This is a genomic window from Pseudomonas allii, from assembly GCF_055380095.1.
The window spans coordinates 728,765-753,805 of sequence record NZ_AP039450.1 but is presented as its reverse complement, the minus strand read 5'-3'; the positions used below and the strand labels follow the sequence as shown (position 1 = coordinate 753,805).

The window sequence follows — 25,041 nt, the reverse complement described above, 5'->3', positions numbered from 1 at the left end:
ATGCAATGGAAGACGTTAGACAGTGCACCGTCTCTGCCGCCGCTGTATTGGCGTGCGGCCCTCAAGCGCAAGATCACCGGCCGCACGCTGCCCGAGCACGGGTTGCGCTGCCGGGTCAGCATCGACCCCAAGCGGGTAGCGGCCTATCGCAAGGTCTGCGGCTTTGCCGACAGTCCGATCCTGCCGGCGACGTATCCGCATATCCTTGCGTTCGGTTTGCAGATGCAGTTGCTCACCGATAAGAGTTTTCCGTTCCCGCTGCTGGGGCTGATTCACCTGAGTAACCGCATCCGCATTCATCGCCCCCTGGGGGGTGTGAGCGACCTGTCTGTGGCTGTACACGCGCAGAACCTCAAGCCCCACCCCAAGGGCGCGACCTTTGACCTGATCACCACGGTTGAAGATTCCCTCGGCCTGTTGTGGGAAGCCGAAAGCCGCATGCTGTGCCGGGGCGTGAAGCTGGAAGGCGAGACAGAAGCTATCACCCAGCCGTCTCCCGCTCAGGTCAGCGAACTGACCCGCTGGAAGGCCCCCCCCGATATCGGCCGTCGTTATGCGCGAGTCTCCGGTGATTACAACCCGATCCACCTCAGCACCCTGACCGCCAAGCTGTTCGGCTTCCCCCAGGCCATCGCCCATGGGCTGTGGAACAAGGCGCGTACCCTTGCCGCCCTCGGCGAGCACCTACCCGCTGCCAATATCGAGATCGACATCGAGTTCAGGAAACCCGTGCGCCTGCCCGGTGAAGTGACGTTATTGGCCAGCACCGCCGGTTCCAGCGGAGCGTTGTGGTTGAAAGGCCCGGGCGATATTGAACATATGGTAGGCAAGTGGCGGCCGATCGCCTGAAACAAAAAGATTAATTGTATATATACACCCTAAGTAATAGCGGACTTTATGAAGTCCGCTTTTTTATTTAACTAATTGATTTATAAAATATATACATCTTGATACATCCTTCCCTTATACCCTTGGCATTAGTCGCTTAACCGGTACACCGCTGCTGTATATAAATCGTTAATACCAAGTAGAGCATTGAGAGAACGCACTGCCGGGGCTGTTATAGCCACACGGACAAACGCATCGCTATCCCCAGAAGTAGCGAGCGCTTGAAGACAACCAAGGTTGTACAGGTGCAAGGAACTCAATCATGAAAACTCAAGTCGTGTTTTGGAAAGCAAGTACCGCGCTGGCCCTGGCAGTAGCACTGGCACTCGGCGGCTGCAGCAGCGGTGGTGGCGGGCATCACAGTGGTGGATCCTCCTCGGGTGCGGGTGCAAGTGCGGGTGGCGGGACAGGCGGCACCGACCCAGGAACCAACCCAGGGACCAACCCCGGCACCGATCCTGGCACCGATCCTGGCACCAACCCAGGCGGCGGCACGACCCCCTTGGTCACCGCCACCGTGGTCGACACCCTCGGTAATACCGTGACCGACCTCGGCGGCACCGTCAGAAGCCTGGGCACCACCCTTGGCAGCCTGCCAATCGTTGGCGCCACTGCAGGCGGCCTGGTGAATGCCACCGGCAACGCGGTCGGCAGCATCGGCACCGGCCTGTCCGATGGCCTGGGCTCGCTTGGCACGGACAGCAATGCCTTGGGCAAAACCGTCGCCGGCGTGGCCAACGGGGTTTCCGACCTGGGCGATGGCGTGACCGTGACCGGTAGCAACGTCGCCACCCTGCTGGGTAAAGTGCCGGTCGTCAGCGGCGCGGCCCCGGTAGTCGGCAACGTCGTCGGCAAGGTCGGTAATGCCGTGACCATGCTGGGCGACACCCTGAGCACCGCCAGCACCACCGGCCCATTGGGATCGGTGACCAACACCGTCGGCGCGAAAGTGCTGGTGCCGGTGGTATCCCTGGTGGAAAACACCACCGGCAAAGTCGGCACCGCGACCGGTCTTGATAAGCCTGTGGGTGGGCTGCTGCAAAAAGTCGGCGATACCGTCGACGGCCTGGGCGATAAGGTCACCGGCGCAGGTGGCACTGGCAACCCTGTGACGGGTGCGGTGGGCAATGTGCTCAATGGCGTCGGCACCGTGGTGAGCAAGGCGGGCGGTTATGTCGACCCGAATGACGGCAACAACGGTGGCAACAGCGGCGGCGGTACAGGCGGCAGCATCAACCGGTTGGGCCTGCCTGAACTGATCGGTGGCGTGATTGCCGGTGCCGGTAGCGGCCTGGATACAGGCAGCAGCAATGGCGTGGTCAGCGCGACCGGCGTCACCGGTGTCAAAGCCGGCACCACCGTGGCCTCCCTGGGTACCCTCCTCGGCGGCAGCGGCGCTCCAAACATGGCAGCCGGCGCCCCCATTGCAGGGCTGACCAGCCAGATCGGCGGCGCACTGAACCCCGTCACCAGCGGTGTGCAAAGCTTGACGCAAAACGTCGGCAACGCCACCGGCCTGGGTGGCCCGGTGAACGGCCTGGTCGCTAATGTCGGTGGCGCCGTCAGCAGCCTGGGCGGGCAAATCAGCGCCACCCACGCCAACCCGGTCACCAACGCCCTGGGCGGTACCGTGACCGCAGTGGGTGGCACCGTGGCGTCGATCGGCGGCCTGGTCACCGGCGGCACCAGCACCGGTGGTGGCTTGCTCGGCGGTGGCCTCAATGTGGGTGCCGGTGCCTCGGCGGGCGCAGGGGCCGGCGCCAATGCAAACGGTGGTGTTCTCGGCGGGCTGTTGGGTGGCCTGAGCGGCACAAAATAGAATTGCACCTGGCCGATTAGACGGCCTCACCTACAGCGCCTACGCTTGGTTGAGACGAGAGACCCCACTAAGTCTCTCGTCTTTTTTTGGGTCAATGATCGACCCTTGGAAACACCCGAACCGCGCCCCCAGAGCCCGGCGGGAATCTGCGAAACGCTGCTGCAGTTTTGACCATGGAGTGTCCTATGCGCGCTTTGACGCCGTTGCTATTGCTCACCCTCAGTGCTTACGCCCACGCCGATACCCTACCCACTTTCCTCAATAGCAACGACACCATCCGCAACCTGCCCGTGCCCAACCTGCCCGTCGACGCCTACCGGCCCGCCGCCACGCCCACCCAGGTGCCAACGCCGGCACCCACCGCCGGGCAGCCGTTGATGATGGACACCAAGGTCACCATTCGCAAACTGCAGATCGACGGCGGCACCGTCTACCCACTCAAGGACGTCGCCCAGGCATTCGCGCCCTTGATTGGCCATGAAACCAACCTGGCGCAATTGATCGAAGCCACCCGCAGCATCACCCGGCGCTACCAGGAGGACGGCTACTTGCTGTCTTATGCCTTCCTGCCGGAACAACACTTCGAAGGCGGCCTGGTGCAGGTGGTGCTGGTGGAGGGCTACATCCGCGATTACCAACTGCAAGGCGACATCGGATCAGTCTCCTCCTATGTCGACAAACTGGCGGGGAAACTCCAGGCCGAACGCCCGCTCACGCGCAAGACCTTCGAGCGCTACACCACGCTGATGAGTGCGATCCCAGGCCTGACCGTGCAGGCTCAAGTGCCACCCCCCAGCACCACCGATGGCGGCACTCATATGCAAGTCACCGCCAGCCGCAAGCCCGTCACCACCAGCATGAGCCTCAACCAGGCCAGCCGTGGCGGCACCCAGGCGCTGCTGACCGGCACCAGCAATTCGTGGACCTCCATGGGCGAGCAACTGAGCATCAGTGGCCTGTTTCCGCCGGGCCAGGATAAAGAGCACTACTACCGCGCGACCTATAGCCAGTTCCTCAATGCCGAAGGCACCCAACTTGCTCTCTCGGGCGAACGCTACCGCGCCGACCCAAGCACCAGCCTGCAACTGGGCGATGGCCTGGAACTCAAGCCGCACCAGGAAATCGACCGTTACTCCATTGGCCTCAGCCACCCCTTCATCGCCTCACCCGGCGAATCGCTGAACGTCGGCGCCCGCCTCTACGCCGTCGACCAGACCACCCGGTACAAGCTCAGCGGTTTCCCTCAGCGTTTCGAGCTGGAAACCAACCTGCGCGCCCTGGCCTTCGAGGGCGACTGGCGCAAAGCCGACAGCACGCAGTTGCGCATCATCAGCGGCGGCCTCTACCAAGGCATCAACGGCATGGGTGCCAAGACGCGCACCGACTTCGGCGGCCTCAAGCCCGACCTCGACTTCTTCCGCCTGCGCCTGTCCGGCGTGCAGAGCAACAAGCTGTTCGGCAATTGGCAAGGCGTGCTGTCCGGCGCGCTCTACTGGAGCAACGACTACCTGCCGGACAGCGAGCGCGCCACGTTCGGCGGGCAGAGTTTCGGCCGCGGCTACCCCGATGACCAAGGCTCGGGCGACAAAGGCTGGGGCGTGGCTTACGAGGTCAACTACAGCTACAACCGCGCCGGTGATTGGGTGAGGATCCTGCAACCCTATGTGGTGTTCGACCGCGCCAAGACCTGGTTCAACGACCTGCCGGTCAAGGGCAATGACCTGTCATCGGCGGCGCTGGGCCTGCGCTTTGGCGACACCAAGTACTACAACATCGCGCTGGAAGCCGCCAAGCCGATGTCGGACGAAGCCCTGGACAGCTTCGATCGGCGACCGCGCTATTCGCTGAACTTCAGCTACCAGCTCTGACTTGTGATGAGCGGGCCACAGTGGTGAGCCCGCTTGCTGTGGCGAGCGGGCTTGTCCCGCGTTGGAGTGCGCAGCACTCCCGCTTTTACCAGGCCAGCTCACTACACCGTTTTGGGAAGGGGAAAGAGGTTGTTCAACGTATCGATCAACCGCACCAGGTAGATCGGCTTGCGAAACAGGTCCAGCACCTGCAGACGCAGCATGTCGCTCACATCATCCATTTCGGCATGACCCGACATCACAATCACCGGCAAGTGCGAGCGTGAGGTGTGTTCGCGCAGGCGCTTGATCAAGGAAATGCCACTTTCCTCGGGCATGCGCAGGTCGGTGATCACCAGGGCAATGTCGGGGTGAAGTGTCAATTCTTGCAGGGCGAACGTGACGGAGTTGGCGGTGAAACACACAAACCCTTCGTTTTCGAGGGATTCGGCGAGTTCGATCAGGGCATCCTCTTCATCGTCCACCAATAGAATTTGCTGGCGCGGAGAAGACCATTCGCTCATAGCCATACCTGAAGAGAGTGGGCCGCCGCAACGACAGCCGCAAGTTGAGTGAACTCAGGTCGCAGTCGTCATCTTGTTAGCAATCGAGTTGAACACGGAGGCAACTTTAGCGCCAAGTCCAGAGCCGGCGCCGACAATAACAAGTGCGACCAGCGCGACGATAATTGCGTACTCAATACCGGAGGCACCCTCTTTGCGCCTAAGAAATAGTTGCGTTTGCACATAAAATTTCAACATCAGGTCGAGGAACATAAGACTTCTCCCTAAAACGCCACTGAAAGCCGGAAGGGCTCTACCACCAGATGATCGCGGCGTGCCACTAGAGCATTGTCAACAAACCCCGGCCTCACAACTGTAAGAACGCATTAATCACAAAGTATTAGTCGTAAGGTTGACGCCACAGAAGCGCAATTCAAAAGGACCACTTTTTAGTTCAGATAATTTTTTCCAGCGGTAATGGCATTTCGTCCTAGCTGAGCTACCTTCAAATAGCCAAATCGTTAGATGTTCATCACAGCCAGGTTGCGGATTAACCCGTTTGGATTAACAGGGTGTGCAGTGCAACGGGAAAGGGAGAGCCGTCATGAACAGTCGCATCAGCATGGTCCTGGCCGGCTTGTTGCTGATCGGGGCATTGATTGCCGGGTACTGGGGCCTTGTGTTGAGCCGCGCACCCGACCCCGTCGCAGTGCCTGCCGCACCTGTCGTTTCCGTTGAAAAAACCCTCGCCGCCGCTGAAGACCAAACGCGCCAGCCGGTAGTCGTCTTGCGGCATGACGTGCCTGCCTTTACGCCACTGACCGCCGCCGACCTGTCCGTCGAGAAACTGCGCACCGCGCCCGCCGGCAGCCTGACCCAGCTCGACCAGGCCATCGGCCGCATCCCCCTGAGAGCCCTCGGCGCCGGTACCTGGCTCAACGAGGACAGTTTCAACGCCGGCGGCCCCCTCTCGCGCATGATCCGCCCCAACGAGCGCGCGCTGGCCGTGGCCGTGGACGAGGTGGTCGGCGCCGCAGGCCAATTGAGCCCCGGTGATTACGTGGATGTGCTGCTGTTCCTGCGCCAGGATGCCGGCAACGCCGAACAGTCGGCCCAGATCGTCCTGCCGGCCATGCGTCTGCTCAGCGTCGGCGATCAATTGGGCCTGGCCAACGATGGCCAGCCGGCAGTACTACCGCCAGCGACTGCCGAAGAACGCGCCCAGGCCATACAGCGCCGACTCGCCGCACGCACCGTGGTGCTGGCCGTGCCGGAGCCTTTATTAAGCCGCCTGATGCTCGCGGCGCAAGCCGGGACCTTGCGCCTGGCCGTGCGCAGTGCCGAGGAGCAACTGCTCAGCCGCTACTGGGCCGGTGAAGATGACACCGCGCAGAAGCTGGAAACTGCCAACCGCGACCTTTACCAATACACTCAGCTGGCATTGACCGGCCCGCCCAAACGCATCGCGCCGGTTGGCGGCGGGCCTGGTGTGCGCCGTGGCATCGAAGTGATTCGCGGCGCCCAAGCGGCCCCACAAACCCCGTGATCGAGCAAGGATGCCTTGAATGAGCCGTCGCTACGCACCCATGTTCACGCAGTTGGCCTGCGCCTTGACGCTGTCGAGCCTGCCGATCGGCATGGCTCTGGCAGCGCCGGGTAATTGCAGCGCCCTGGGCCAATTGCCCGCCGTGGTCGAGGTGGGAGAAGGCCTGCAACAGGAACTGCAATCCCCCGTGGCAATCACGCGCCTGGCCATCGGCGACCCGAAGATCGCCGATGTGCGGGTCAACGGTGACCGTAACTTCCTGCTCACCGGTGTCAGCAGCGGCGCCACCAGCCTGCTGGTGTGGACCGCCTGCGCCAGCGCGCCGCGCCAGAGCATGGTGTTCGTCAAGGGCAAGGCCACCTCGGCGCTGACCAGCGTGTCGCTGTCGCCCTCGCAAGACCCGTTGCTGCCCAGCCAGGTGCAAACCGATATCCGCTTTGTGGAAGTCAGCCGCAGCAAGCTCAAGGAAGCCAGCACCAAGCTGTTGGGCACGGGTGCAAACTTTTTCCTCGGCAGCCCCAACATCCTGTCCCCCTCGGAAGGCGTGTTCAAACTGCCGGTGAGCACGGACAGTTTCAACGTCGGCTTCGGCGGAGGCCGGGTCAAGGCCATGATCAACGCCCTGGAGCGCAGCGGCTTTGCCTACACCCTGGCACGCCCAAGCCTGGTGGCCATGAGCGGGCAAAGCGCGTCCTTCCTGGCCGGCGGTGAAGTACCGATCCCGGTGCCCAGTTCCGGCAGCGACACCATTTCTATCGAGTACAAGGAGTTCGGCATCCGCCTGACGCTGACACCCACGGTGATCGACCGCAACCGCATCACCCTCAAGGTAGCGCCGGAAGTCAGCGAGCTGGACTACAGCAACGCGGTGCAGATCCAAGGCATCCAGGTGCCGGCCCTGACCGTACGCCGCACCGACACCAGCGTGTCCCTGGCCGATGGCGAAAGCTTTGTGATCAGCGGCCTGATCAGCACCAACAACCGCTCGACCATCGACAAATTCCCGGGGCTGGGCGATATCCCGATCCTCGGCGCGTTCTTCCGCGACTCCACAATCAGTCGCGAAGAAAAAGAACTGCTGATGATCGTCACCCCGCACCTGGTGCAGCCGTTGGCCGCCAACGCCCAATTGCCGTCCTTGCCGGGTGAAAAACTGCGCAACTACGACCCGAACTGGTACCGGCTGTTCTTCCTGGAAAACGGCAACTTCGACCGTCGCAGTGGACTTTCCCAATGAGCGATAGCCTGAGCCAGACCTTCCTCGCCATCACCCGCAACACCACCGACCTTGAGTGGCTGCAGGGAGCCCTTGCACCGCTTGGCCAAGTGGTAAGCGCCGGCACCGGCAGCCTGGACGAACTGCTGGCACTGGCCGACGTGACCTTCGCCAACCTGGTGTTCATCGGCCTGGACCGCGAAAACCTGGTGGCCCAGAGCGCACTGATCGAAGGGGCGCTGGAAGCCAAGCCGATGCTCGCCGTGGTTGCCCTCGGCGATGGCATGGACAACCAGCTTGTGCTGAATGCCATGCGTGCCGGCGCTCGGGATTTTGTCGCCTACGGCTCACGCTCCAGCGAAGTGGCCGGCCTGGTGCGGCGCCTGAGCAAGCGCCTGCCGACCGTGACATCCAACGCCCAACTGGGTGGCCTGACCGTACTGTTCGGCACCCAGAGCAACGCCGATGGAGCGATGCTGGCCACCCACCTGGCGCTGGTGGTGCAGAAGAGCGGGCAGCAGACCCTGCTGCTCGACCTGGGCCTGCCACGCAGCGACAGCCTGGCGCTGCTGGGCCTGGAGAGCACGTTCAATTTCGGCGATGCGCTGCGGCATCTGCGCCGCCTCGACACCACCATGATCAACAGCGCGTTCACCACCGCCCTGGATGGCCTGCGCATCCTGGCGTACGCCACCGGTGACGAACCGCTCAAACTCACCAGCGCCGCCGAGCTGTACATGTTGCTCAGCGCCTTGCGCCAACACTTCCAGCACATCGTCGTGAACATTACCGGTCAGCCCGACAGCGAAGCCCTGCGCACCTTTGTCGGCCATTGCGACAAACTGCTGTGGTGTACCGATCAGAACGTGCTGGACTGCCGCCGCAACCTGGCAGTGATCAACCGCTGGCGCGAGAAAGGCATGAAGCTCGATCACGCCAAGCTGGTGGTGGACCGCTATATCAAAGCCTGCGCGCCGGACACCGAAGCCCTGGAAAAGAGCTTCGGCCTCGAATGCGTCGCCGTGCTGCCGCTGAGCGCCGAATTGCGCCTGAATGTGAAAAACCAGGGTCAGACCCTGTTCGCCCTGGCGCCACGCGAACCCTTGACCCAGGCCGTACGTGCCTTGGGCGAGCGCCTGGCAAAACGCTCCGAGGGTTTGGCAAAGCCCTCGATGCGCTGGTTTGAACGCTTCCTGGGGTCCGGACGATGAGCGGCGAAAAACTGTTTGGCGGCCCCGCCCGCGCTGCCGGTGGCAACACCGATCACGATGGCCTGAAACTGGTGCTGCATCGCTACATCATCGACGCCATCGAGGAGTCGGGTAAGAACCTGCTCGAAGGCACGCGCCAGTCCCTGGCGCAATTCGTCGTCGACAAAGTCTCCGAGTACATCACGCGCATGCGCCTGGCGATCTCGCGCTATGAAACGGAGCGCCTGGCCGAAGAGATCGTCGACGAACTCACCGGTTTCGGCCCGCTGGAGGTGCTGCTGCGTGACACTTCGGTGACCGAGATCCTGGTCAACGGGCCGCATCGGGTATTCATCGAGCGTGATGGTTTGCTGCACCAGAGCGACCTGCGCTTCATCGACGACCACCACGTGGAGCGCGTGATGCAACGCATCCTCGCACCGCTGGGCCGGCGCCTGGACGAGTCTTCGCCGATGGTGGATGCGCGCCTGCCCGATGGCAGCCGGGTCAATGCGATCATCCCGCCGATCGCCCTGGACGGACCGTGCCTGTCGATTCGAAAATTCCGCAAGGACATGCTCAAGAGCAGCGATCTGGTCGCCATGCAGACCATCGACCAGAGCATTTTCGAGTTCTTCCAGGAGGCCGTGGGCAAGCGCTGCAATATCCTGATCAGCGGCGGTACCGGCACCGGCAAAACCACGCTGCTGAATATCCTCAGCCAGTTGATCAACCCCCACGAGCGCCTGGTGACCATCGAAGACGTCGCCGAATTGCAATTGGGCCACCCCCACGTGGTACGCCTGGAAACCCGGCCGCCCAACGCCGAGGGCCACGGCGAAGTCAAGTCCAGCGACCTGATCCGCAACGCCCTGCGGATGCGCCCGGACCGCATCATCCTTGGCGAGATCCGTGGTGTCGAAGTGCTCGACGTGATGACGGCGATGAACACCGGCCACGACGGTTCCATGAGCACCGTGCACGCCAACAACGCCCAGGATGCGTTGCTGCGCCTGGAAACCCTGGTGGGCCTGACCGGCCGGGCAATCGCCGAAAAAACCCTGCGCCAGATGATCTGCGCCGCACTGGACGTGATCATCCAACTGACGCGCATGCCCGATGGGCGTCGCTGCGTGAGCGAAGTGGTGGAAGTGGTCGGTGTGCGTGATGACGTGTACGTCACCAACACTCTGTTCCGCCTGGACCGGCGCACCGGCTTTGGCTTCCTGCGCGAAGCCCTCAACCCGGCCGGCGACAAACTGCGCCGAGAATCGGCGTTGCAGTCCTAGGGAGCGGGTGATGACAGGACCGGTATTGTTGCTTGTCTGCCTGCTGTTGATCGGCCTGTCGTTCTGGCAGTTTCAGCATGGCCTGCGCAAAGCCCAGACAGACCGCGTGCTGGAGCGCCTGGGTGACGGCCAGCCGCAAGCACAGGAACCGAACACCAAGTGGACCGCTCTTGAGCGCATGTTCCAGCGTGCCGGGCTGGGCAAACCCACCGACCGCCTGGGCCTGTGGCTGAGCGCCTGGGTGATCGGCGCGTTGTTCGGCTGGCTGCTGGCCGACGGGCTTGGGTTGATCGCAATGGTCGTGGCGCCGCCCCTGGTACTGCGCATGTACATCAGCTGGCGTTATCAACGGCGCGTGCAGCGCATGGTCGAGCAACTGCCGCAGTTGCTCGACCATAGCGTACGCAGCCTCAAGTCCGGCCGGACCCTGGCGGACGCGGTACTGGGCGGCGTCGAGGGCGTTGAAAACCCACTCAAGGACGCCATGGCCCGCGTGCAGCGCAACGTGCGCATGGGGGTCAGCCTGCCGGACTCGGTGAGCGACTTTGCCGAGTTCTACGAGCAGGACGAATTCCGCCTGTTCGCCCTCGGCCTGAAGGTCAACCACCGCTACGGCGGCAACGCCAGCGAACTGCTGGAAAACCTGATCAAGATGATTCGCGAGCGCGAACAAGGCGCGAGGCAACTCAAGGCCATGACCGGTGAAACGCGCATGACCGCCTATGTACTGGGCGGGCTGCCCATCCTGATCGTGGGCTACTTCATGATGGTCAACCCGCAATACTTGATGACCATGTGGAACGACGGCACCGGGCGCATCATGCTATTCGCCGCGCTGGGGATGGACCTGACGGGTACCTTCGTCATGTGGCGCATGTTGAGGAGTGTCTGAAATGGTGCTGCTGGCCTGCGCCCTGTTGTTGCTATCCGCCGCGGTACTGGTGGGAGGCCAGGTGCTTGAACATCGCCGGCGTGATCGACGGGTCGTCGAGCGCTTGCAAGGGCGGACGGCCAGCGACCACAAACTCGGTAGCTTCATGCGCCAACTGGGGGGAAGCGCCCTGGCCCAGCGCTCGGTCAGCCTGGACAACGAGACTCAGGTTCTCCTCAACCGGATCGGTTGGCGCAAGGCCAGCCAGCGCTCGCTGTTCGCCGCCTTCCAGGTCGGTACACCAATTGTGCTGCTGGGCCTCACCCTGCTCGGCCAGCAGCTATTGTTTCCGCACGCGGCCCCCGCATGGATTGCGCCGATGTTTGCCGTGGGCATCGGCTACCTGCTGCCCAAACGCGTACTCGCCGCTGCGGCCAAGTATCGCCAGCAGACCATCGCCAAGGAAATTTCAACCTTCATTCCACTGCTGCGCATCCTGTTCGAATCCGGCATGGCGATTGAACAGTCGCTGCGGGTAGTAGGCAACGAAGCGCAACGCCTGCTCCCCGCGTTGACGCATGAACTGCGCCTGATCCTGGCACGGGTCGATTCGGGGCTGGAGCTGGGCGAAGAACTGGGCAAGACCGCGCGCCTGCTTGAGGTGGATGAGTTCACCGACACCTGCATCATCCTCCAGCAATTGATCCAGCAGGGCGGCGGCGCGATGAAGTCCCTGCTGGCCCTCAAGCAACTGCTCGACGACCGACGCCTGACCCGTTTGCAGGAATACATCTCGAAGATGTCGGCAAAAATGTCGGTAGTGATGATGGTGTTTCTGTTCCCCGCTTTGTTGATCGTGCTCGGCGGCCCGGCCTTTATCGGCATCGCCCGCGCGTTGAGCCACTTTTGAGGAGACCTTGATGAAAGCACTGATTGCCGGCCTGACGCTGTTGATGCTCGGCGGCTGCGCCACCAACGGCCAATCGCCCTGGGCGGCACTGACCTCACCCGGCAGTTGCACCAAGCCGAGCGCGGACCAGGAGCTGGCGCTGAACCTGTCCGATGACCTGGCCAACGAAGGCAAGCTGCACGCCAGCCTGGCCAACCTGCAAAACCTGCCCGAGGCCCTGCCCCAGGTGCGCCAGCGCAAGGCCCGCACTTATCGCCTGCTCGGGCGCAGCGAAGCCGAGCCGTTGTACCGCAGCCTGCTCGGCACCTGCATGACGGCCGAAGGCGAGCACGGCCTCGGGCAATTGGCGGCCGCCAGGGGCGACAACGGCCTGGCCATGACCCACTTGCAACGCGCTGCGCAGCTGGCACCCACTGATGAAAAGATCCGCAATGACCTGGGTGTGGTGTACCTCAACCAACTACGGGTGGAAGACGCCCGCTTTGAATTCATGACCGCCATCGAACTCAAGCAAGGCGACCCGCTGGCGGCCGTCAACCTGGTCACGCTGTTGATCTACCAGAACGACTGGGGGCAAGCGGCCAAGGTCGTCAGCCAGTTGGGCCTGAGCCGCGAACAGTTCACCGAGGCCCAGGCCCGCGCGGAGAAACTCAAGGCCACCGGCGTGGCGACACGCAAAGTCGCGGCGGTCAGCGAGACCCTGCCGGTGACCCTCAAGTAAGGAGAGCAAGATGAAAGCACACTACTTCATCGCACTGGCGCTGCTACCACTGAGCGCACTGGCCATCGAACCTGGCCCATCGTCCCCCTACCAGGCGGAGACCGAAAACTGGATGGCCTTGCAGGTCGATGGGCGCGCAGCTTCCGCCACGCCACAACGGACCACGCCCGCAGAGCGGGAGCAGGCCTTGCAGCGTTGGCTGGACAGCAACAAGCATCCAATTCCGGAGTTCTTCGAGTCGCAATCCGGGGGGGCTTCCAAGGGCGGGAAAAGTCAGTAACCGTCAGTGCGCCGTCACCCTTTGCCGCAGCGCCGAATTACTCGGCGACAAGGCCAGTGCCAGTTGGGTGCGGTTATGCATATGGGTGAGGCGCAACACCTGGGACACGTAGAGCTTGACGGTGTTTTCGGTGATCCCCAGTTCACAGGCGATCTGGTAGTTGGTCTGGCCCTTGCCCACCAGGCGCGCAACATCGAGCTGACGCGGCGACAGCTGGTTGAAGATGGTCGGGATTTCGATCGGCCCGGTCTCTTCGGCAGCCAACTCGCCCTCATCGGCCAAGCCAGCGCCAGGGCTGCGCCGCACTTTGTCGAGGTCCTGGTACAAATCGTTGATGGATTCGGAGAGGTATTGCAGCTTCTGGTTCAGGTGCCCCAGGTGCAGCTCTTTTTGCCGCTCCTCCAGCGCCGCTTCCTGGCGTTGCAGGCCTTCGAGCAATTCATCGAGGTTGATCGGCTTCTGGTAGTAATCCGAGATCCCTGCGCGCAGGGCCTTGATCACATCCTGCTTGTCGGCACGCCCGGTGAGCATGATCGCCTCGAACGCACGCTGCTTGTCCGCCACTTTCTGCATGGCCTGCACCAGTTCGATGCCATCCATGTCCGGCATATGCAGGTCGCACAGCACCAGGCCGATCTCGGGGTCTTCGCTGAAGCGCTGCAAGGCGTGTCGGCTGGACTCACAGGGGACGCAGCGGTAACCGCTGGCTTCAAGAAATTCGCAGAGTTCTTCCACGATCAACGGCTGATCGTCGACCACGAGCACTTTTACCGCCGAGGTAAGCTTGTTCACGCGCTACTCCATGCCTGGCAAGCCAAAGGGCGACCCATCCATTTGGACAAAAAATAACTTACGGATACTTCATAAACGTAGACGCACTTTCCGACTATGTACATAGCGGCAGAGCGGTTGTTCGACTAATGGATCCAAAGCCAGTACAGCACAAATCCTGTCAAAACAAAGGGGGCAAAGGGCTGTTTGGTTGATACCTGCGCATCTGCCCTCCCTCGACGTGCCCTAAGCCTTTGACTCACAAGCACCCAGCACGCCTGAAGGAGCGCCGCACCGATCAACGACCACAGCAAATAGTCCAACGTACTGGCCAGGGCCAGGGCAGCCAGCAGCTTCACATCCCCCGCGCCAAAGCGGCCCAGCGCATAGCCGGGCAAGGTCAGCAGCAAGGCCAGAGCGAAGGCCCAGCCGCCCTCGCTGGCGGGCGCTCCGAGCCAGGTCGTGCCCGTCCATAACAAGAAGATCAGCGCCAGCAGTGCCGCCCCCAGGGTCAGGCCATTGGCAATTTGCCGCTGACGCATATCCTGCAACGCACACAGTCCCAGCCAGAGCAGAATCACCACGCCATGGATCATGTAAAAAACATCCCTTTTCGCTGAATGATTCTATGCTGATATCAAGTAGTAGCCGTCAGGGTAGACGCAGTCATGAAAACAGGCCTGCCTGGAAAGCAAAAAGGTGCGGCGGCGATTGAGTTCGCCTTGGTCTTCGCGATCTTTTTTGCCGTGTTCTACGGGTTGATCAGCTATAGCTTGCCGTTGCTGTTGATGCAGTCGTTCAACCAGGCGGCGGCGGAGGCCGTGCGCCAGGCCCTGTCGGTGGACCCGATAGCCGCCGGCACCGCTTACGGCACGCAGGTGACCGACCGCGCCAAAACCACCGTGATCGCCCAGTTGAGCTGGATCCCTTCCAGCTTCCAGTTCTCCCCCAGTTATATCAGCAGCACCTACAACGGCACCACGTTGACCGTGGCGATCAACTACCCCACTACCAACCTGTATTCCGTGTTCCCGGCACTGGTGCTGCCGGGGATTGGCACCGTCCCGAACCTGCCGGCCAACCTCTCCGCCAGTTCGAGTCTGCAGTTTTGACGTCGGGGGACAAACTCTTCGGGCGCCTGCTCGGTCGCGCCAGCGCGCCGCCCCTCGACATGCCGGGTGTGCCCCTGCCAGGGCTGCAGGTGCAATTGGATGCTCTAGGCCACGTGCTGAGCATCAGTGGCAGCCTGCGCCCACAGCTTGCGATGCACGCCATCGGCGAGCGCCGGCCACCACTGCATGAACTGCTGTGCGCCAGCAGCGCCTTGACTATCGAAGGCAGCCCCGCCGACTGGCAACACCAGAGCCTGGACCTGGACTTCCAGGCCGCAACCGGCCAGGTGCTGCATACCCGCGGCTGGATCGAACCCGACGGTGATGCCTGGAGCCTGCGCCTGCAGGACGTTGGCGATTTGCTCGCCGGCCGGCAACTGGCCCAGCACCGCGAACAGAACCATCAACTCGCCTGCCAGATGAGCGAGCAGCTGCGCGTGTGCAGCCTGGCCCGCTTGCCCGAGGTGTTCAACGAGCACCTGCGCAGCCTGGCCCAGCGCTGGCACATCCCCTGCGTTGCCCTGGCCTTGCTCGATGACGAAGACTACGGCTGGCGGATCTACAGCCAGTACGCCGCCCACGACGCCCCCGCCTTGTGGCAGGCCGGCCAACACCTGGGGATCAGCCTGGACAGCGTCAATGGCAACGCACCGTTGAGCCTGGCCCAGGAGCGCAGCGATAACCCGCGCCTGCACAGTATCTTCGGCGATGCCGACGGTTTCCTGGTGCCCTACCGCGACAGTCAGGGCCTCGCCGCCTGGTTGCTCTGTGGCCAGTACAACGGCCAGCAACACACCCGCGAACGCGACTGGCTCAACCTTACCGCCGCCCTCGCCGCGCCCCTGCTGAGCCGGCTGCGCGAGCAGCGCTATCACCAGCAGCTCGACCGTATGGAGGCGTTGCAGGGCCTGCTCGGCACCGGCTGGTGGGAGCTGCTGCCGGCCACCCAGGAAATCCAGCTGGCCCCGCAGTTGCTGCACAGCCTCAGCCTGGAAGACGGTCCTACCCGCCAACCCCTGAGCCAGTGGTTGGAACTGATCCACCCGGCCGATCGCCAGGCCCTCGACAGCCGTCTGCACGACCTGCAGGCCCTGGGCAAACCCTTGCTGACCAGCGTGCGCCTGCAACGCACCGACGCCGAGCACCACCCGCTCTGGTATCGCGTGCAGGGCCAGGTGCTGGGCGTGGGCGACAGCCGCCGCTGGATCGGTTTCATGCTCGATATCAGCGACATCAAAAACCAGCAACTGCAGGCCGCCGCCGCCCATGCGCGCCTGGACAACCTGATCGCCAGCTCACCGGCCGTGATCTATGTGCAGCGCTATGTCGACGGCGCCCTGCATCCGGCCTTTTTCAGCGACAGCCTGCTACCGCTGCTGGGCTGGACGTTGGCCGAGTGCAGCCACGACAGCCTGGCGTCCTTGATCCACCCCGAAGACCGCGAGCTGTACTTCGAGCGCAGCCGCCAATTACTACGTGACGGCAGCGTACGCAGTCGCTACCGCCTGCGCGACAAACAGGGCCACTACCACTGGTTGCTGGACGAAGCCAAGTTGCTGCGCGATGACCTCGGCCTGCCGGTGGAAGCCGTCGGCCTGTGGCTGGATGTCACCGAGGCAACCCTGGCCGCCGAGCAAATCAGGCAGAGCGAAGAACGCTACCGCATCCTGGTCGAAGACTCCCCGGCGATGATCTGCCGCTATCGCCCCGACCTGACCCTGACCTTCGGCAACACACCGCTGGCCAACTACCTGGAATGCCTGCCCGCGCAATTGCCGGGGCTGAACCTGGGGCGCTGGCTGTCGGACGAACAACGCCAGGCCTTTGTGCAACGCATCGAACAGTTAACCCCGGAATTCCCGGTCAGCACAGCCGAAATCAGCTTGGAATTGCCGGGACGCGAACATGCCTGGTGGGTCTGGTCGGACCGTGGTGTGTTCGATGAACAGGGCACGCTGGTGGAAGTGCAGGCGGTGGGCCGTGACAACACCGAAGTGCGCCGCTCCCAGCAGCAACTGACGCAAAGCGCCAAGATGGCCACCCTGGGTGAAATGGCCACCGGCCTGGCCCATGAAATCAACCAGCCGCTGAACGTGATGCGCATGGCCATCGTCAATGTGCTCAAGCGCCTGGGCAATGGCGATGCGCAGATCGACTACCTCATCGAAAAACTCCAGCGCATCGATGCCCAGGTGCAGCGCGCCACGCGGGTGGTGGACCATATGCGCGTGTTCGGCCGCCGCTCGGAAATCGAACAACTGCCCTTCGACCCGTCGCAGGCGTTGGACGGCACGCTGTCACTGCTCGGCGAGGGTCTGCGCGGCAAGGGGGTGGAGGTGCGGATCACCCCGGCGGACTTCCAGGTGCAGGTCAAAGGCTATGTCGACCAGCTTGAACAGGTGTTGATCAACCTGATGGTCAATGCCCGTGACGCGCTGTTGAGCAAGCGGGAAAAACACCCTGAATTTCGTCCCTGGATCGCGGTGCATTGCGAGCACGACAGCCGCCATGTACGGATCTGGGTGGAAGACAACGGCGGCGGGATTGACCCGCGGCTGCTGGAGCGGATTTTCGAACCATTCTTCACCACCAAGCCGATTGGCGTGGGCACCGGGCTGGGGTTGTCGGTGAGCTACGGGATTGTGGAAAACATGGGCGGACGCCTGAGCGTCGCCAATGGCGAGCACGGCGCGAAGTTTTGTGTGGAGTTGCCGATCAGCTAGATCACCAGGTAGGCGCGGCCCATGTGACAACTGAGGTTGGCGCCGACTTCGGCATTGCCGAGGTTGACACCCAGTGCTGCGAGCAGCGTGTTGACGATAGGGTCGAGGATCGGCGCCAGGACGTTCTGGACCAGGCTGACCACCGAGTTGACGATGGTCGCCAGTGCACTGGTGACTGTGCTGTTCGGCGCACCGGGCGTGCTTCCGGTAGGTGGGACATAGGTCACCTGCAAGCCGCTCAAGGTAGCGCCCAGGCTGTTAACGATATTGGCGGTGCCGGGTGGGCTTTTGTAGATCGTCGCCGCATTGATGTCATTCACCGGTGAAAACAACACCGTATTGGTTTGCGCCCCCACAGTGGACAACGCCCTCAGGTTCAAGCCACCGCCAACACCGGCGGTGCGTGTCCCGCACACCAGGGTCAGCAGGCAAAAGCGTTGGCCAAAGTCGATCAGCCGCACCGGCTGCACATTGACAGGCAAGGACGATGAAAACGCCGACACCGGGTCAACGTAGCCGACGCCCAAGGTTGCGAGTGAGGTGGTGGCCTGCACCGTCAACGACTTGGTGGCCGGGGTGGCGCAACTGAAGTCTGTCACGTGGCTCTCTGCACTGGCCGCCTCGATATAGATGGACAGGGTCGTGGTGATATCCACATCAGCCACATTGCACCCGACTATGCACACGACACCGGCCACCACATCGAGCAGGTTCAGGTTCAACAAACCGCCAACCACCTTCGACACAGGCGTCGCCAGCCCGGTCAGTATCGATGAAACCCCCGAGACCACCTTGATGATCGGCGCATCGATGGTGACCAACGTGCGTACCTGGGCCGTTCGTACAAAAATCTGATCTGTCGGGGGATTATTCAACAGCCCCGCCTTGGCCTTGGCCGGATTGCCAAACGCAGACAGTTGCGGCGGTTCGATGACTTTGGTCTGGACCGAGACGGTGCCAACCAGAGGAATATTCACCTGCGCTGCCGCACTGACCGCACTTTTGCTACTGGATAGCTGCGCCACGGTCTCCAGCAACTGAAACAACTGCACACTGGTATTCAAGGCCGCAGCCGGCGTTCCGGTGGCGACTTTCAGCAAGTCCCCCACCTTCAGAAGCTGGGTATTCGGCGCGATGGCTTTTAATGTAATCACGTCGTTGATCACCGCCGTGGCGACCGCGCCATTTTTTTGCAGGACCTTCACTGCCGCGTCGATCAACTGGCTGGCGGATACGGCGGTACTCAGCAACGCATCGTAGTCCCCCGCCTTGACGTTCAATTGGATCGCCAACTGGTCCAGGTAGCCGAGCAGGTTCACGTTCGTCGCCAACAAGCCATTCCAGCCCGCAGCGGTCAGGGACAGGCTACCGCCCAACAGATTGCCGATGACCATGTTCAATAGCGGGGAGTTGCCGGAGTTCACCGAGGCCAGGCTGCTGCGAATCGTCAGTTGCGCCACCGGCGGTGCATAGGCGGCCACGGCGGTGGCACTCAGCGTCATCTGGGTGGAGACCGGCGCGCCATTGAACATGCCCCACAGCCCACTGGCGACACTGGTCATCACGCTGCGCGTGGCAACCACGCGGACGGCATCGCTTTTGGTGGCGTCGGCAGTAAATACACGGACATTGCTGGCATTGGTGGTCAGTGTGCCGCAGGTGACGGCCAGGCCACGGCTGTTGTCGCCGGCGACCACGGTGAAGCCGTTGCGTGTGGCGTTCTGCACGGCGTAGTCATTGGCGGTGGTGGTGGGTGTGCACAGGCCGCCACGGCTGGCGGCTTCCAGCGCAGCGCTGTCGGCGACGGACTGCAGTTTGCGCTTTTCCAGGTAGAGGCGGCCGCTGTCTACCGCCAGCAGCAGGAACACCATGGCCATCGCCAGGGTAGCCGCCGCCATCAGGCCAATTGCACCATGCTGCCTGTAACCAAGTCGGGGAGACATCAGGCACTCCTTAGCGCTTACTCTCCGTAGATGGTTTTGAGTGTAGACAAGGGCTGGCCCGTTGCCATAAATCGGTTTTAGGGTTTTAGGGTTTTAGGGGGCTGCTTCGCAGCCCAACGCAGGGCAAGCCTGCTCGCCACAGCAAACCTGCTCGCCACAGCAAGCGTGCTGGCCAAAGCAAGCTTGCTCACCACGGCGAGCCTGCGCCTACAGAGGTTAGTGAGGGGGGTAGCTGGAGAGGACGCGGGTGACGGTGGTGCGGATGGCTTTGTCACGGTCCTGAGGGTTGGGCGAGGTGGCCATCATCTGTTCGTCACTGCCGCGCCAGACCAGTTTGCCATCCTTGCCATCGAGCAGGTCGATCTGGATGGTCGCGACTTTGTAGGTGATGTTGCGCGTTTCGTTGTACATCGGCGCGCCCCAATAGCCATTCCACGGGCCGCCCCAGGCGCCACCGTAGTTGGTGGTGACCTGTTGCTGGCGGTCTTCGACGATCAGGTAGGCCTGCACGTTCAGGTCAGCCCTGGTGCCCGGCGCCGCAGGGCGCAGGCCGCGTTGGTCGAGTTGTTCACCCACGGCCTGGCGGATGCGTTGCTCGGTGAGGTCGCTTTTGATGCGCGGGTCATCCGGGCGGTATTGCAGGGCCGGTTCTTTCCAGGCCCAGCTGCGGTAGGCGCCGAAATCCCGGCTGGCGTCAAAATCGTGGTTGACCTGGCTGGTCTGGCAACCGCCTAGCAGCACAACAAAAGCGAGCGTAGCGATACGACGAAACATGGTTGTTCTCCAAAGAGCGACCCGCGCCAAAGATGAGAATAGCGGTTAACTGGGAGGATACGCCGTCATTGCCTTCTGCACCGCCTGGCGCAAGGCATCTCCCCGTTGACTGAGGCTGCCCTGGCTGCCCGTCTCTGCGCTGGCACTCCACACCGGTTGGCCAGTGCGGGCATCGAACAGGTTGACGCGCACCACCACGACCTGCACTTCATAGGTGCGCACGATCGGCACCGAGTTGTACATGCCATACCCATTGCCATAGCGGTTGTAACCACCATAACCGTAGCCATAGTCATCCTGGACTTGCTTGAGACGCTTCTCCAGGCGCACATCGGCGCTGACGAAGAGGTCCGCCGGGCGATTGTCATGCAAGGGGCGCAGGCCGCGCTGGTCGAGGGCGCCGCTGACCGCTTCGGCGATCTGCGCCGAATCCGCCCAGGCCGTGCCCGCGGGAAGCTGACCGTTGCGCCAGGCCCAATTGCGGTAGGCACCGTAGTCGCGCACTGGCGCCGGGTAGGCACTGGCATCAAAGGTGCGGGCGGCCTGGGGCGGTGCCGGTGGGATCGGCGCGGACGCGGCAACATAAGGGTTGGGGCTGGAGCAGGCGCCCAACCCCAGGGACAACAGGATCAAACAGAGACGACGCATTTCGACCTCCGCAGACTGGGCCGCTTAAACCGGACGGCAGATCCAGTGCAAATAACGCCCAAGTCCGGCAAAGCTTGGGTGACGACGGTGAGCGAGTTCCATCTCTACAAGGTCCTGCAAATCGGCACGGGCCTGGAATTCCACCGGCATATAGTCGTGGAACACCCGCACGCCACTTTGGCTTTCGACCTGCCAAAGGCCTTCGAGTTGCGCCGCCAATTCTCGTGGGTCCAACGGTTGTTGCGGCGTGAGGCTCTGCTTTTCGCCGGCCATGTCATTCTTGCGCATTTTGCGGAAATGGCCTTTGAGCAGGTTGCGATAAATCAGCGCATCGCGGTTGTAGAACGCCAGGGACAACCACCCACCCGGCGCCGTGAGTTGGTGCAGCACCGGCAGGATTGCATGGGGCTCGGCCAGCCATTCCAGCACCGCATGGCACAGCACCAGGTCGTAGGGTTCGGTGAGCTGGCCGAGCAGGTCTTGCCAGGGCGCATGGATAAACGTCGCGGTCTGCCCCGCCTCGGCGAAACGTTGGCGGGCGCCTTCGAGCATCGGTTCGGCCGGTTCGGCCAGGGTCACTTGGTGGCCTTGTTCGGCCAGCCAAAGCGACATATGGCCCAGGCCCGCGCCGATATCCAGCACACGCAGCGGACGCTTTGGCAAAGCCTCGGTAAGGTCGGCCTGGAGCACTGCCAGGCGGATCGCGCCTTTGGCACCACCGTAGATTTTCTCGGCGAAGCGCGTGGCCAACTGGTCGAAATGACGGTCACTCATGGGCAAACCGCCGTTCGCTGTCGGCCAGTTTGGCGCGCACCACTTCGTTCATGTCCAGGCCCAGCTCACTGCACAGCAACAGCAGGTAAAGCACGATATCGCCGACTTCTTGCCCGGCATGGGCGAGTTTATCGGCCGGCAACTGGCGCGACTGGTCTTCGGTCAGCCATTGGAAGATTTCCACCAGTTCGGCCATTTCCACACTGGCGGCCATGGCCAGGTTTTTCGGGCTGTGGAACGGCTTCCAGTCGTTGGTATCGCGGATGCGGTGCAGGCGTTCGGTGAGGTGTTCGAGGTTCATGCGGCAGGCTCCTGAAGGTGGATAGCTTCGGGGGGAATGGCCTTGAAGGCAAGTGAACCTTCAGACCGTCTTCGGGGGCAGGCCCCCTCCCACCTTTGGCAGGTGAACACATCCGAGTGTGGGAGGGGGCTTGCCCCCGATAGCGATCTAATCAACGACGCTGAACTCGATGCGCGCCGTCTGCCCGGCTTCGTCGAGGACACTGAGTTGATAACGCCCAAGTTGTTCGAAACTGGCGTTGATAAAGTCCTGGTTGGCGCTGTCGCCCAGGGGCGCGCCGTTAAGGAACCACCAACGCCGGCCACTGCCGCCCAGGGCGGAGATTTTCAGGCGCAGCGCCTGTTGGCTGGCGGCGGGCAGGCGCAGTTGGTCGCCTTCACGCACGCCAACGATGGATAAAGGTGAGGACGCGGCCAGTGCCGGTGGCGGGCAACCAGGGTCGGCCGCGGGGATGCGTGCTTCGCGGCGTTCGGCCCTGGGCAGCCAAGGCTCCAGGGGCGCGGGCCACAGGGCGATACTCCTGGGCTCGGCGCCAGGGCAATGAGCGTCCACCCGCAAGCCCTTGGAATTGACCCACACACTTTCCATCAAGCCCACGCTCAACGGCTGGTCCAACGCCTGCAAAGTGGGTGGCACGGTGTTGTCCAGCGTCCAGGCAAAGCGCTGGCGGCGGCAGTTGGGATCGCTGCGGCTCATCGGCTGGCCCAGCGGCCAACAGATCGCGGCCACACCGACATTTGCCGGCACCGGCTTGACCGGTGCAGTGATACCGCGCTGGCTGTCGCGGTTGGTCAGCACATCGTGCACCTGTAACATCAACGGTGCGGCGGAGGCCAGGCCGTACTGGCCCGGCACCGGCGTGCCGTCCGGGCGTCCGATCCACACGCCGATCAAGTAACGCGGCCCCACACCGATCGCCCAGGCATCGCGAAAGCCATAGCTGGTGCCGGTCTTCCAGGCCAGCACCGGGCGCTGCACCAACTCGGCACGCGGGTCGCGGTCGGGTCGCGCCTGGCCGCTGAGGATGCGCCGCACAATCCAGGCGGAGCCTGGCGACAGCAACGGCCGCTCTCTGAGGGTGTCGTCCGGTTGCAATCGAAGGGTGGCGCTTTTGCCGTCTCGAGCGAAGGCACTGTAGCCGCTCACCAGGTCTTCCAGACGACTGCCCGCACCGCCCAGGATCAGCGCCAGGTTCGGCTCGGCCAACGCCGGCAAGGCCAGCGGCACGCCGCCGATGCGCATTTCGGCGGCGAAGCGCTTCGGCCCGTAGGCTTCCAGCAACTGCACCGCCGGGAGGTTGAGCGAGCTGGACAGCGCCGTACTCGCCGGCACTGCACCGGTAAAGCCCATGGAGAAGTTGCCCGGCCGGTAATCGCCATACCGCCGGGGCACATCCTGCAGCAGGGATTCGGAGTGGATCAGCCCCTCATCCAGCGCCATCCCATAAAGGAAGGGCTTCAAGGTGGAGCCCGGCGAACGCAGGGCGCTGATCATGTCCACATGGCCGAAGCGCTTGGCGTCGTTGATATCCACCGAGCCGAGGTAGGCCCGCACGGCCATGGTTTCCTCTTCCACCACCAGGATCGCGGCGGAGGTATGCTCCGGCAAACGTGCGCGCCAGCCCAACAGCAAATCCTCCAGGCGGCGTTGCAGGGTGGCGTCCAGGGTGGTGCGGATCAGCGGCGGACTGTCCGGCCGGTTCAGGCGCCGTGCGAGCAAGGGCGCCAGGCTCGGTTCCAGCCGTGGGGCAAGCAACAGCGGCTCTTCCAGGGCCTCATCGACGGCAGCTTGCGGCCACACCTGGAATTCGGCGAGGCGGCGCAGCACTTTGTCACGGGCGTCCTGGGCGCGTTGGGGGTGGCGGTCCGGACGCAAGCGGCTGGGCGCCTGGGGCAGCACGGCGAGCAAGGCCGCTTCGGCGTGGGTCAGCTGTGACGGCGACTTGCCCAGGTATGCCCAACTGGCGGCAGCTACGCCCTGCAACGTACCGCCAAACGGGGCGCGATTGAGGTAGAGGTTGAGGATTTCTTCCTTGGACAGGTGCCATTCCAGCTGTGCCGTGCGCCACAACTGGCGCAATTTGCCATGGAAGGTGCGCGAATGCGGGTCCAGCAAGCGCGCCACCTGCATCGACAAGGTGCTGCCGCCCGACACCACGCGTGCGCCGGTCAGGTTCTGCCATGTCGCCCGCACCAGTGCCAGCGGATTCACGCCGGGGTGCTGGTAGAACCAGCGGTCCTCATAGGTGAGCAGCGCATCCAGGTAATACGGCGACACCTCGCGGGTCTGCACGGGGTAGCGCCACACACCGTTGGCATCGGCAAACCGCCACAACGGCGTGCCATCCTCGGCCAGCACCACCCGCGCCAGGTCATCCTTGGGCAGGGGCAACGGCCAGATGCGGTCGGCCAGCCACAGCAGGGCGATCACCAACAAAAGGCTGGCCAGGGTCCAGCGGGCAACTAAACGCAAACTCAAACGGGCAAACCTCTATGCTGGTAGGGAACTAGCCTGTTGCAATAACAACCAAAGGCACAGATACGCCCACCTTCTCATCAGGACACACACATGCAGGTAGAAAGCTTTTTCGAATGGTTGGGCCAGGCGCTCGGTTCGATCATCCGCTTTATCGTCGACGGACTCAGCGGCCTGTTCGGTGCGCTCACCCACGCCGGTGGCAACTTCATCGATGGCCTGTCCCGCACCTTGGGCATGGACACCTCGATCATCAGCATCCTCACCCTGATTGTCGGCCTGATGCTGCTGTACTCGGCGGTGCGCGCGTTCATGCGGGCGTCGATCATCATGGGCATCATCTGGCTGCTGCTGGGCCTGTGGCTTCTGAGCTGGGTCGTCCACTGACCCAAAAACACAGCAAATCTCCTGTGGGAGGGGGCTTGCCCCCTCCCACATTG

The 25,041-nt window shown here is 62.9% G+C and carries 24 protein-coding genes; 14 read left to right on the top strand and 10 right to left on the bottom strand.

The genetic code is table 11. From position 1 onward, the window contains the following. From ACZ445_RS03235 to ACZ445_RS03225, 3 genes are all read left to right on the top strand, one after another. The gene (locus ACZ445_RS03235) at positions 1-849 is read left to right on the top strand and encodes a MaoC family dehydratase (protein WP_464707991.1); all 849 of its coding nucleotides are present in this window, start codon (positions 1-3) and stop codon (positions 847-849) included. 301 nt (positions 850-1,150) lie between these two features. Further along, positions 1,151-2,707, top strand: coding sequence for a collagen-like triple helix repeat-containing protein (locus ACZ445_RS03230; RefSeq protein ID WP_464707990.1), 1,557 nt, complete (start codon positions 1,151-1,153; stop codon positions 2,705-2,707). 185 nt (positions 2,708-2,892) lie between these two features. After that, entirely contained in the window at positions 2,893-4,575 is a 1,683-nt protein-coding gene (locus ACZ445_RS03225; protein ID WP_464707989.1) for a ShlB/FhaC/HecB family hemolysin secretion/activation protein, read from the top strand. Between the two features lie 101 nt (positions 4,576-4,676). Here ACZ445_RS03225 and ACZ445_RS03220 read toward each other — a convergent pair whose 3' ends face one another. Then, a complete protein-coding gene (locus ACZ445_RS03220) occupies positions 4,677-5,078 on the bottom strand; it encodes a response regulator (RefSeq protein ID WP_464707988.1) in 402 nt (133 codons plus the stop codon). 54 nt (positions 5,079-5,132) lie between these two features. Continuing rightward, entirely contained in the window at positions 5,133-5,330 is a 198-nt protein-coding gene (locus ACZ445_RS03215; RefSeq protein ID WP_464707987.1) for a Flp family type IVb pilin, read from the bottom strand. Positions 5,331-5,661: 331 nt separating this feature from the next. Here ACZ445_RS03215 and cpaB point away from each other — a divergent pair, with 331 nt between their 5' ends. From cpaB to ACZ445_RS03175, 8 genes are read left to right on the top strand one after another with little or no spacing between them, the layout of a single operon-like run. After that, positions 5,662-6,603 carry a Flp pilus assembly protein CpaB gene (cpaB, locus tag ACZ445_RS03210; RefSeq protein ID WP_464707986.1) on the top strand — a complete coding sequence of 314 codons (942 nt, stop codon included), beginning with the start codon at positions 5,662-5,664 and terminating at the stop codon, positions 6,601-6,603. A gap of 19 nt (positions 6,604-6,622) precedes the next feature. Then, positions 6,623-7,840: a type II and III secretion system protein family protein gene (locus ACZ445_RS03205; protein ID WP_464707985.1), complete on the top strand. Its 1,218-nt coding sequence runs from the start codon at positions 6,623-6,625 to the stop codon at positions 7,838-7,840. Continuing rightward, positions 7,837-9,030: a pilus assembly protein gene (locus tag ACZ445_RS03200; protein ID WP_058423606.1), complete on the top strand. Its 1,194-nt coding sequence runs from the start codon at positions 7,837-7,839 to the stop codon at positions 9,028-9,030. Before ACZ445_RS03205 ends, ACZ445_RS03200 begins: the two co-directional genes overlap by 4 nt. Further along, positions 9,027-10,298, top strand: coding sequence for a CpaF family protein (locus tag ACZ445_RS03195; protein ID WP_058423605.1), 1,272 nt, complete (start codon positions 9,027-9,029; stop codon positions 10,296-10,298). Before ACZ445_RS03200 ends, ACZ445_RS03195 begins: the two co-directional genes overlap by 4 nt. Positions 10,299-10,308: 10 nt before the next feature. Next, positions 10,309-11,190, top strand: coding sequence for a type II secretion system F family protein (locus tag ACZ445_RS03190; RefSeq protein ID WP_058423604.1), 882 nt, complete (start codon positions 10,309-10,311; stop codon positions 11,188-11,190). A 1-nt stretch (position 11,191) separates the two neighbouring features. Continuing rightward, positions 11,192-12,079 carry a type II secretion system F family protein gene (locus ACZ445_RS03185; protein WP_179029302.1) on the top strand — a complete coding sequence of 296 codons (888 nt, stop codon included), beginning with the start codon at positions 11,192-11,194 and terminating at the stop codon, positions 12,077-12,079. A gap of 10 nt (positions 12,080-12,089) precedes the next feature. Next, positions 12,090-12,800: a tetratricopeptide repeat protein gene (locus tag ACZ445_RS03180; protein ID WP_058423602.1), complete on the top strand. Its 711-nt coding sequence runs from the start codon at positions 12,090-12,092 to the stop codon at positions 12,798-12,800. Positions 12,801-12,810: 10 nt separating this feature from the next. After that, positions 12,811-13,080, top strand: coding sequence for a DUF3613 domain-containing protein (locus tag ACZ445_RS03175; RefSeq protein ID WP_058423601.1), 270 nt, complete (start codon positions 12,811-12,813; stop codon positions 13,078-13,080). A 3-nt stretch (positions 13,081-13,083) separates the two neighbouring features. Here ACZ445_RS03175 and ACZ445_RS03170 read toward each other — a convergent pair whose 3' ends face one another. Beyond that, positions 13,084-13,872, bottom strand: coding sequence for a response regulator transcription factor (locus ACZ445_RS03170; RefSeq protein WP_310863279.1), 789 nt, complete (start codon positions 13,870-13,872; stop codon positions 13,084-13,086). A 125-nt stretch (positions 13,873-13,997) separates the two neighbouring features. Continuing rightward, a complete protein-coding gene (locus ACZ445_RS03165) occupies positions 13,998-14,447 on the bottom strand; it encodes a prepilin peptidase (RefSeq protein ID WP_058423599.1) in 450 nt (149 codons plus the stop codon). Between the two features lie 72 nt (positions 14,448-14,519). Between ACZ445_RS03165 and ACZ445_RS03160 the strand changes: the two genes are divergently transcribed. Further along, entirely contained in the window at positions 14,520-14,963 is a 444-nt protein-coding gene (locus ACZ445_RS03160; RefSeq protein WP_310863278.1) for a TadE/TadG family type IV pilus assembly protein, read from the top strand. Further along, complete coding sequence (locus ACZ445_RS03155) at positions 14,960-17,686, top strand: PAS domain-containing sensor histidine kinase (protein WP_464704751.1); 2,727 nt, start codon at positions 14,960-14,962, stop codon at positions 17,684-17,686. The genes ACZ445_RS03160 and ACZ445_RS03155 overlap by 4 nt, the downstream gene beginning before the upstream one ends. Here ACZ445_RS03155 and ACZ445_RS03150 read toward each other — a convergent pair. The 6 genes from ACZ445_RS03150 to pbpC all read right to left on the bottom strand — a co-directional run bounded on the left by ACZ445_RS03150 (position 17,683) and on the right by pbpC (position 24,604). Further along, entirely contained in the window at positions 17,683-19,629 is a 1,947-nt protein-coding gene (locus ACZ445_RS03150) for a pilus assembly protein TadG-related protein (protein WP_058423596.1), read from the bottom strand. The two genes, ACZ445_RS03155 and ACZ445_RS03150, sit on opposite strands and share 4 nt — an antisense overlap. A 216-nt stretch (positions 19,630-19,845) precedes the next feature. Then, on the bottom strand, positions 19,846-20,403 hold the full coding sequence (locus ACZ445_RS03145) for a DUF4136 domain-containing protein (RefSeq protein WP_058423595.1): 558 nt from the start codon (positions 20,401-20,403) through the stop codon (positions 19,846-19,848). A 45-nt stretch (positions 20,404-20,448) separates the two neighbouring features. Next, positions 20,449-21,051: a DUF4136 domain-containing protein gene (locus ACZ445_RS03140; RefSeq protein WP_058423594.1), complete on the bottom strand. Its 603-nt coding sequence runs from the start codon at positions 21,049-21,051 to the stop codon at positions 20,449-20,451. Positions 21,052-21,075: 24 nt separating this feature from the next. Then, entirely contained in the window at positions 21,076-21,825 is a 750-nt protein-coding gene (locus ACZ445_RS03135) for a methyltransferase (RefSeq protein ID WP_058423593.1), read from the bottom strand. Then, complete coding sequence (locus ACZ445_RS03130; RefSeq protein ID WP_058423592.1) at positions 21,818-22,126, bottom strand: MazG-like family protein; 309 nt, start codon at positions 22,124-22,126, stop codon at positions 21,818-21,820. The genes ACZ445_RS03135 and ACZ445_RS03130 overlap by 8 nt, the downstream gene beginning before the upstream one ends. A gap of 147 nt (positions 22,127-22,273) precedes the next feature. Further along, positions 22,274-24,604 (bottom strand): peptidoglycan glycosyltransferase PbpC, encoded by a 2,331-nt coding sequence (pbpC, locus tag ACZ445_RS03125; protein ID WP_058423591.1) that lies wholly within the window; start codon positions 24,602-24,604, stop codon positions 22,274-22,276. Between the two features lie 90 nt (positions 24,605-24,694). Between pbpC and ACZ445_RS03120 the strand changes: the two genes are divergently transcribed. Continuing rightward, positions 24,695-24,988, top strand: a complete 294-nt coding sequence (locus ACZ445_RS03120; protein WP_058423590.1) for a hypothetical protein — start codon at positions 24,695-24,697, stop codon at positions 24,986-24,988. Positions 24,989-25,041: the final 53 nt, after the last annotated feature.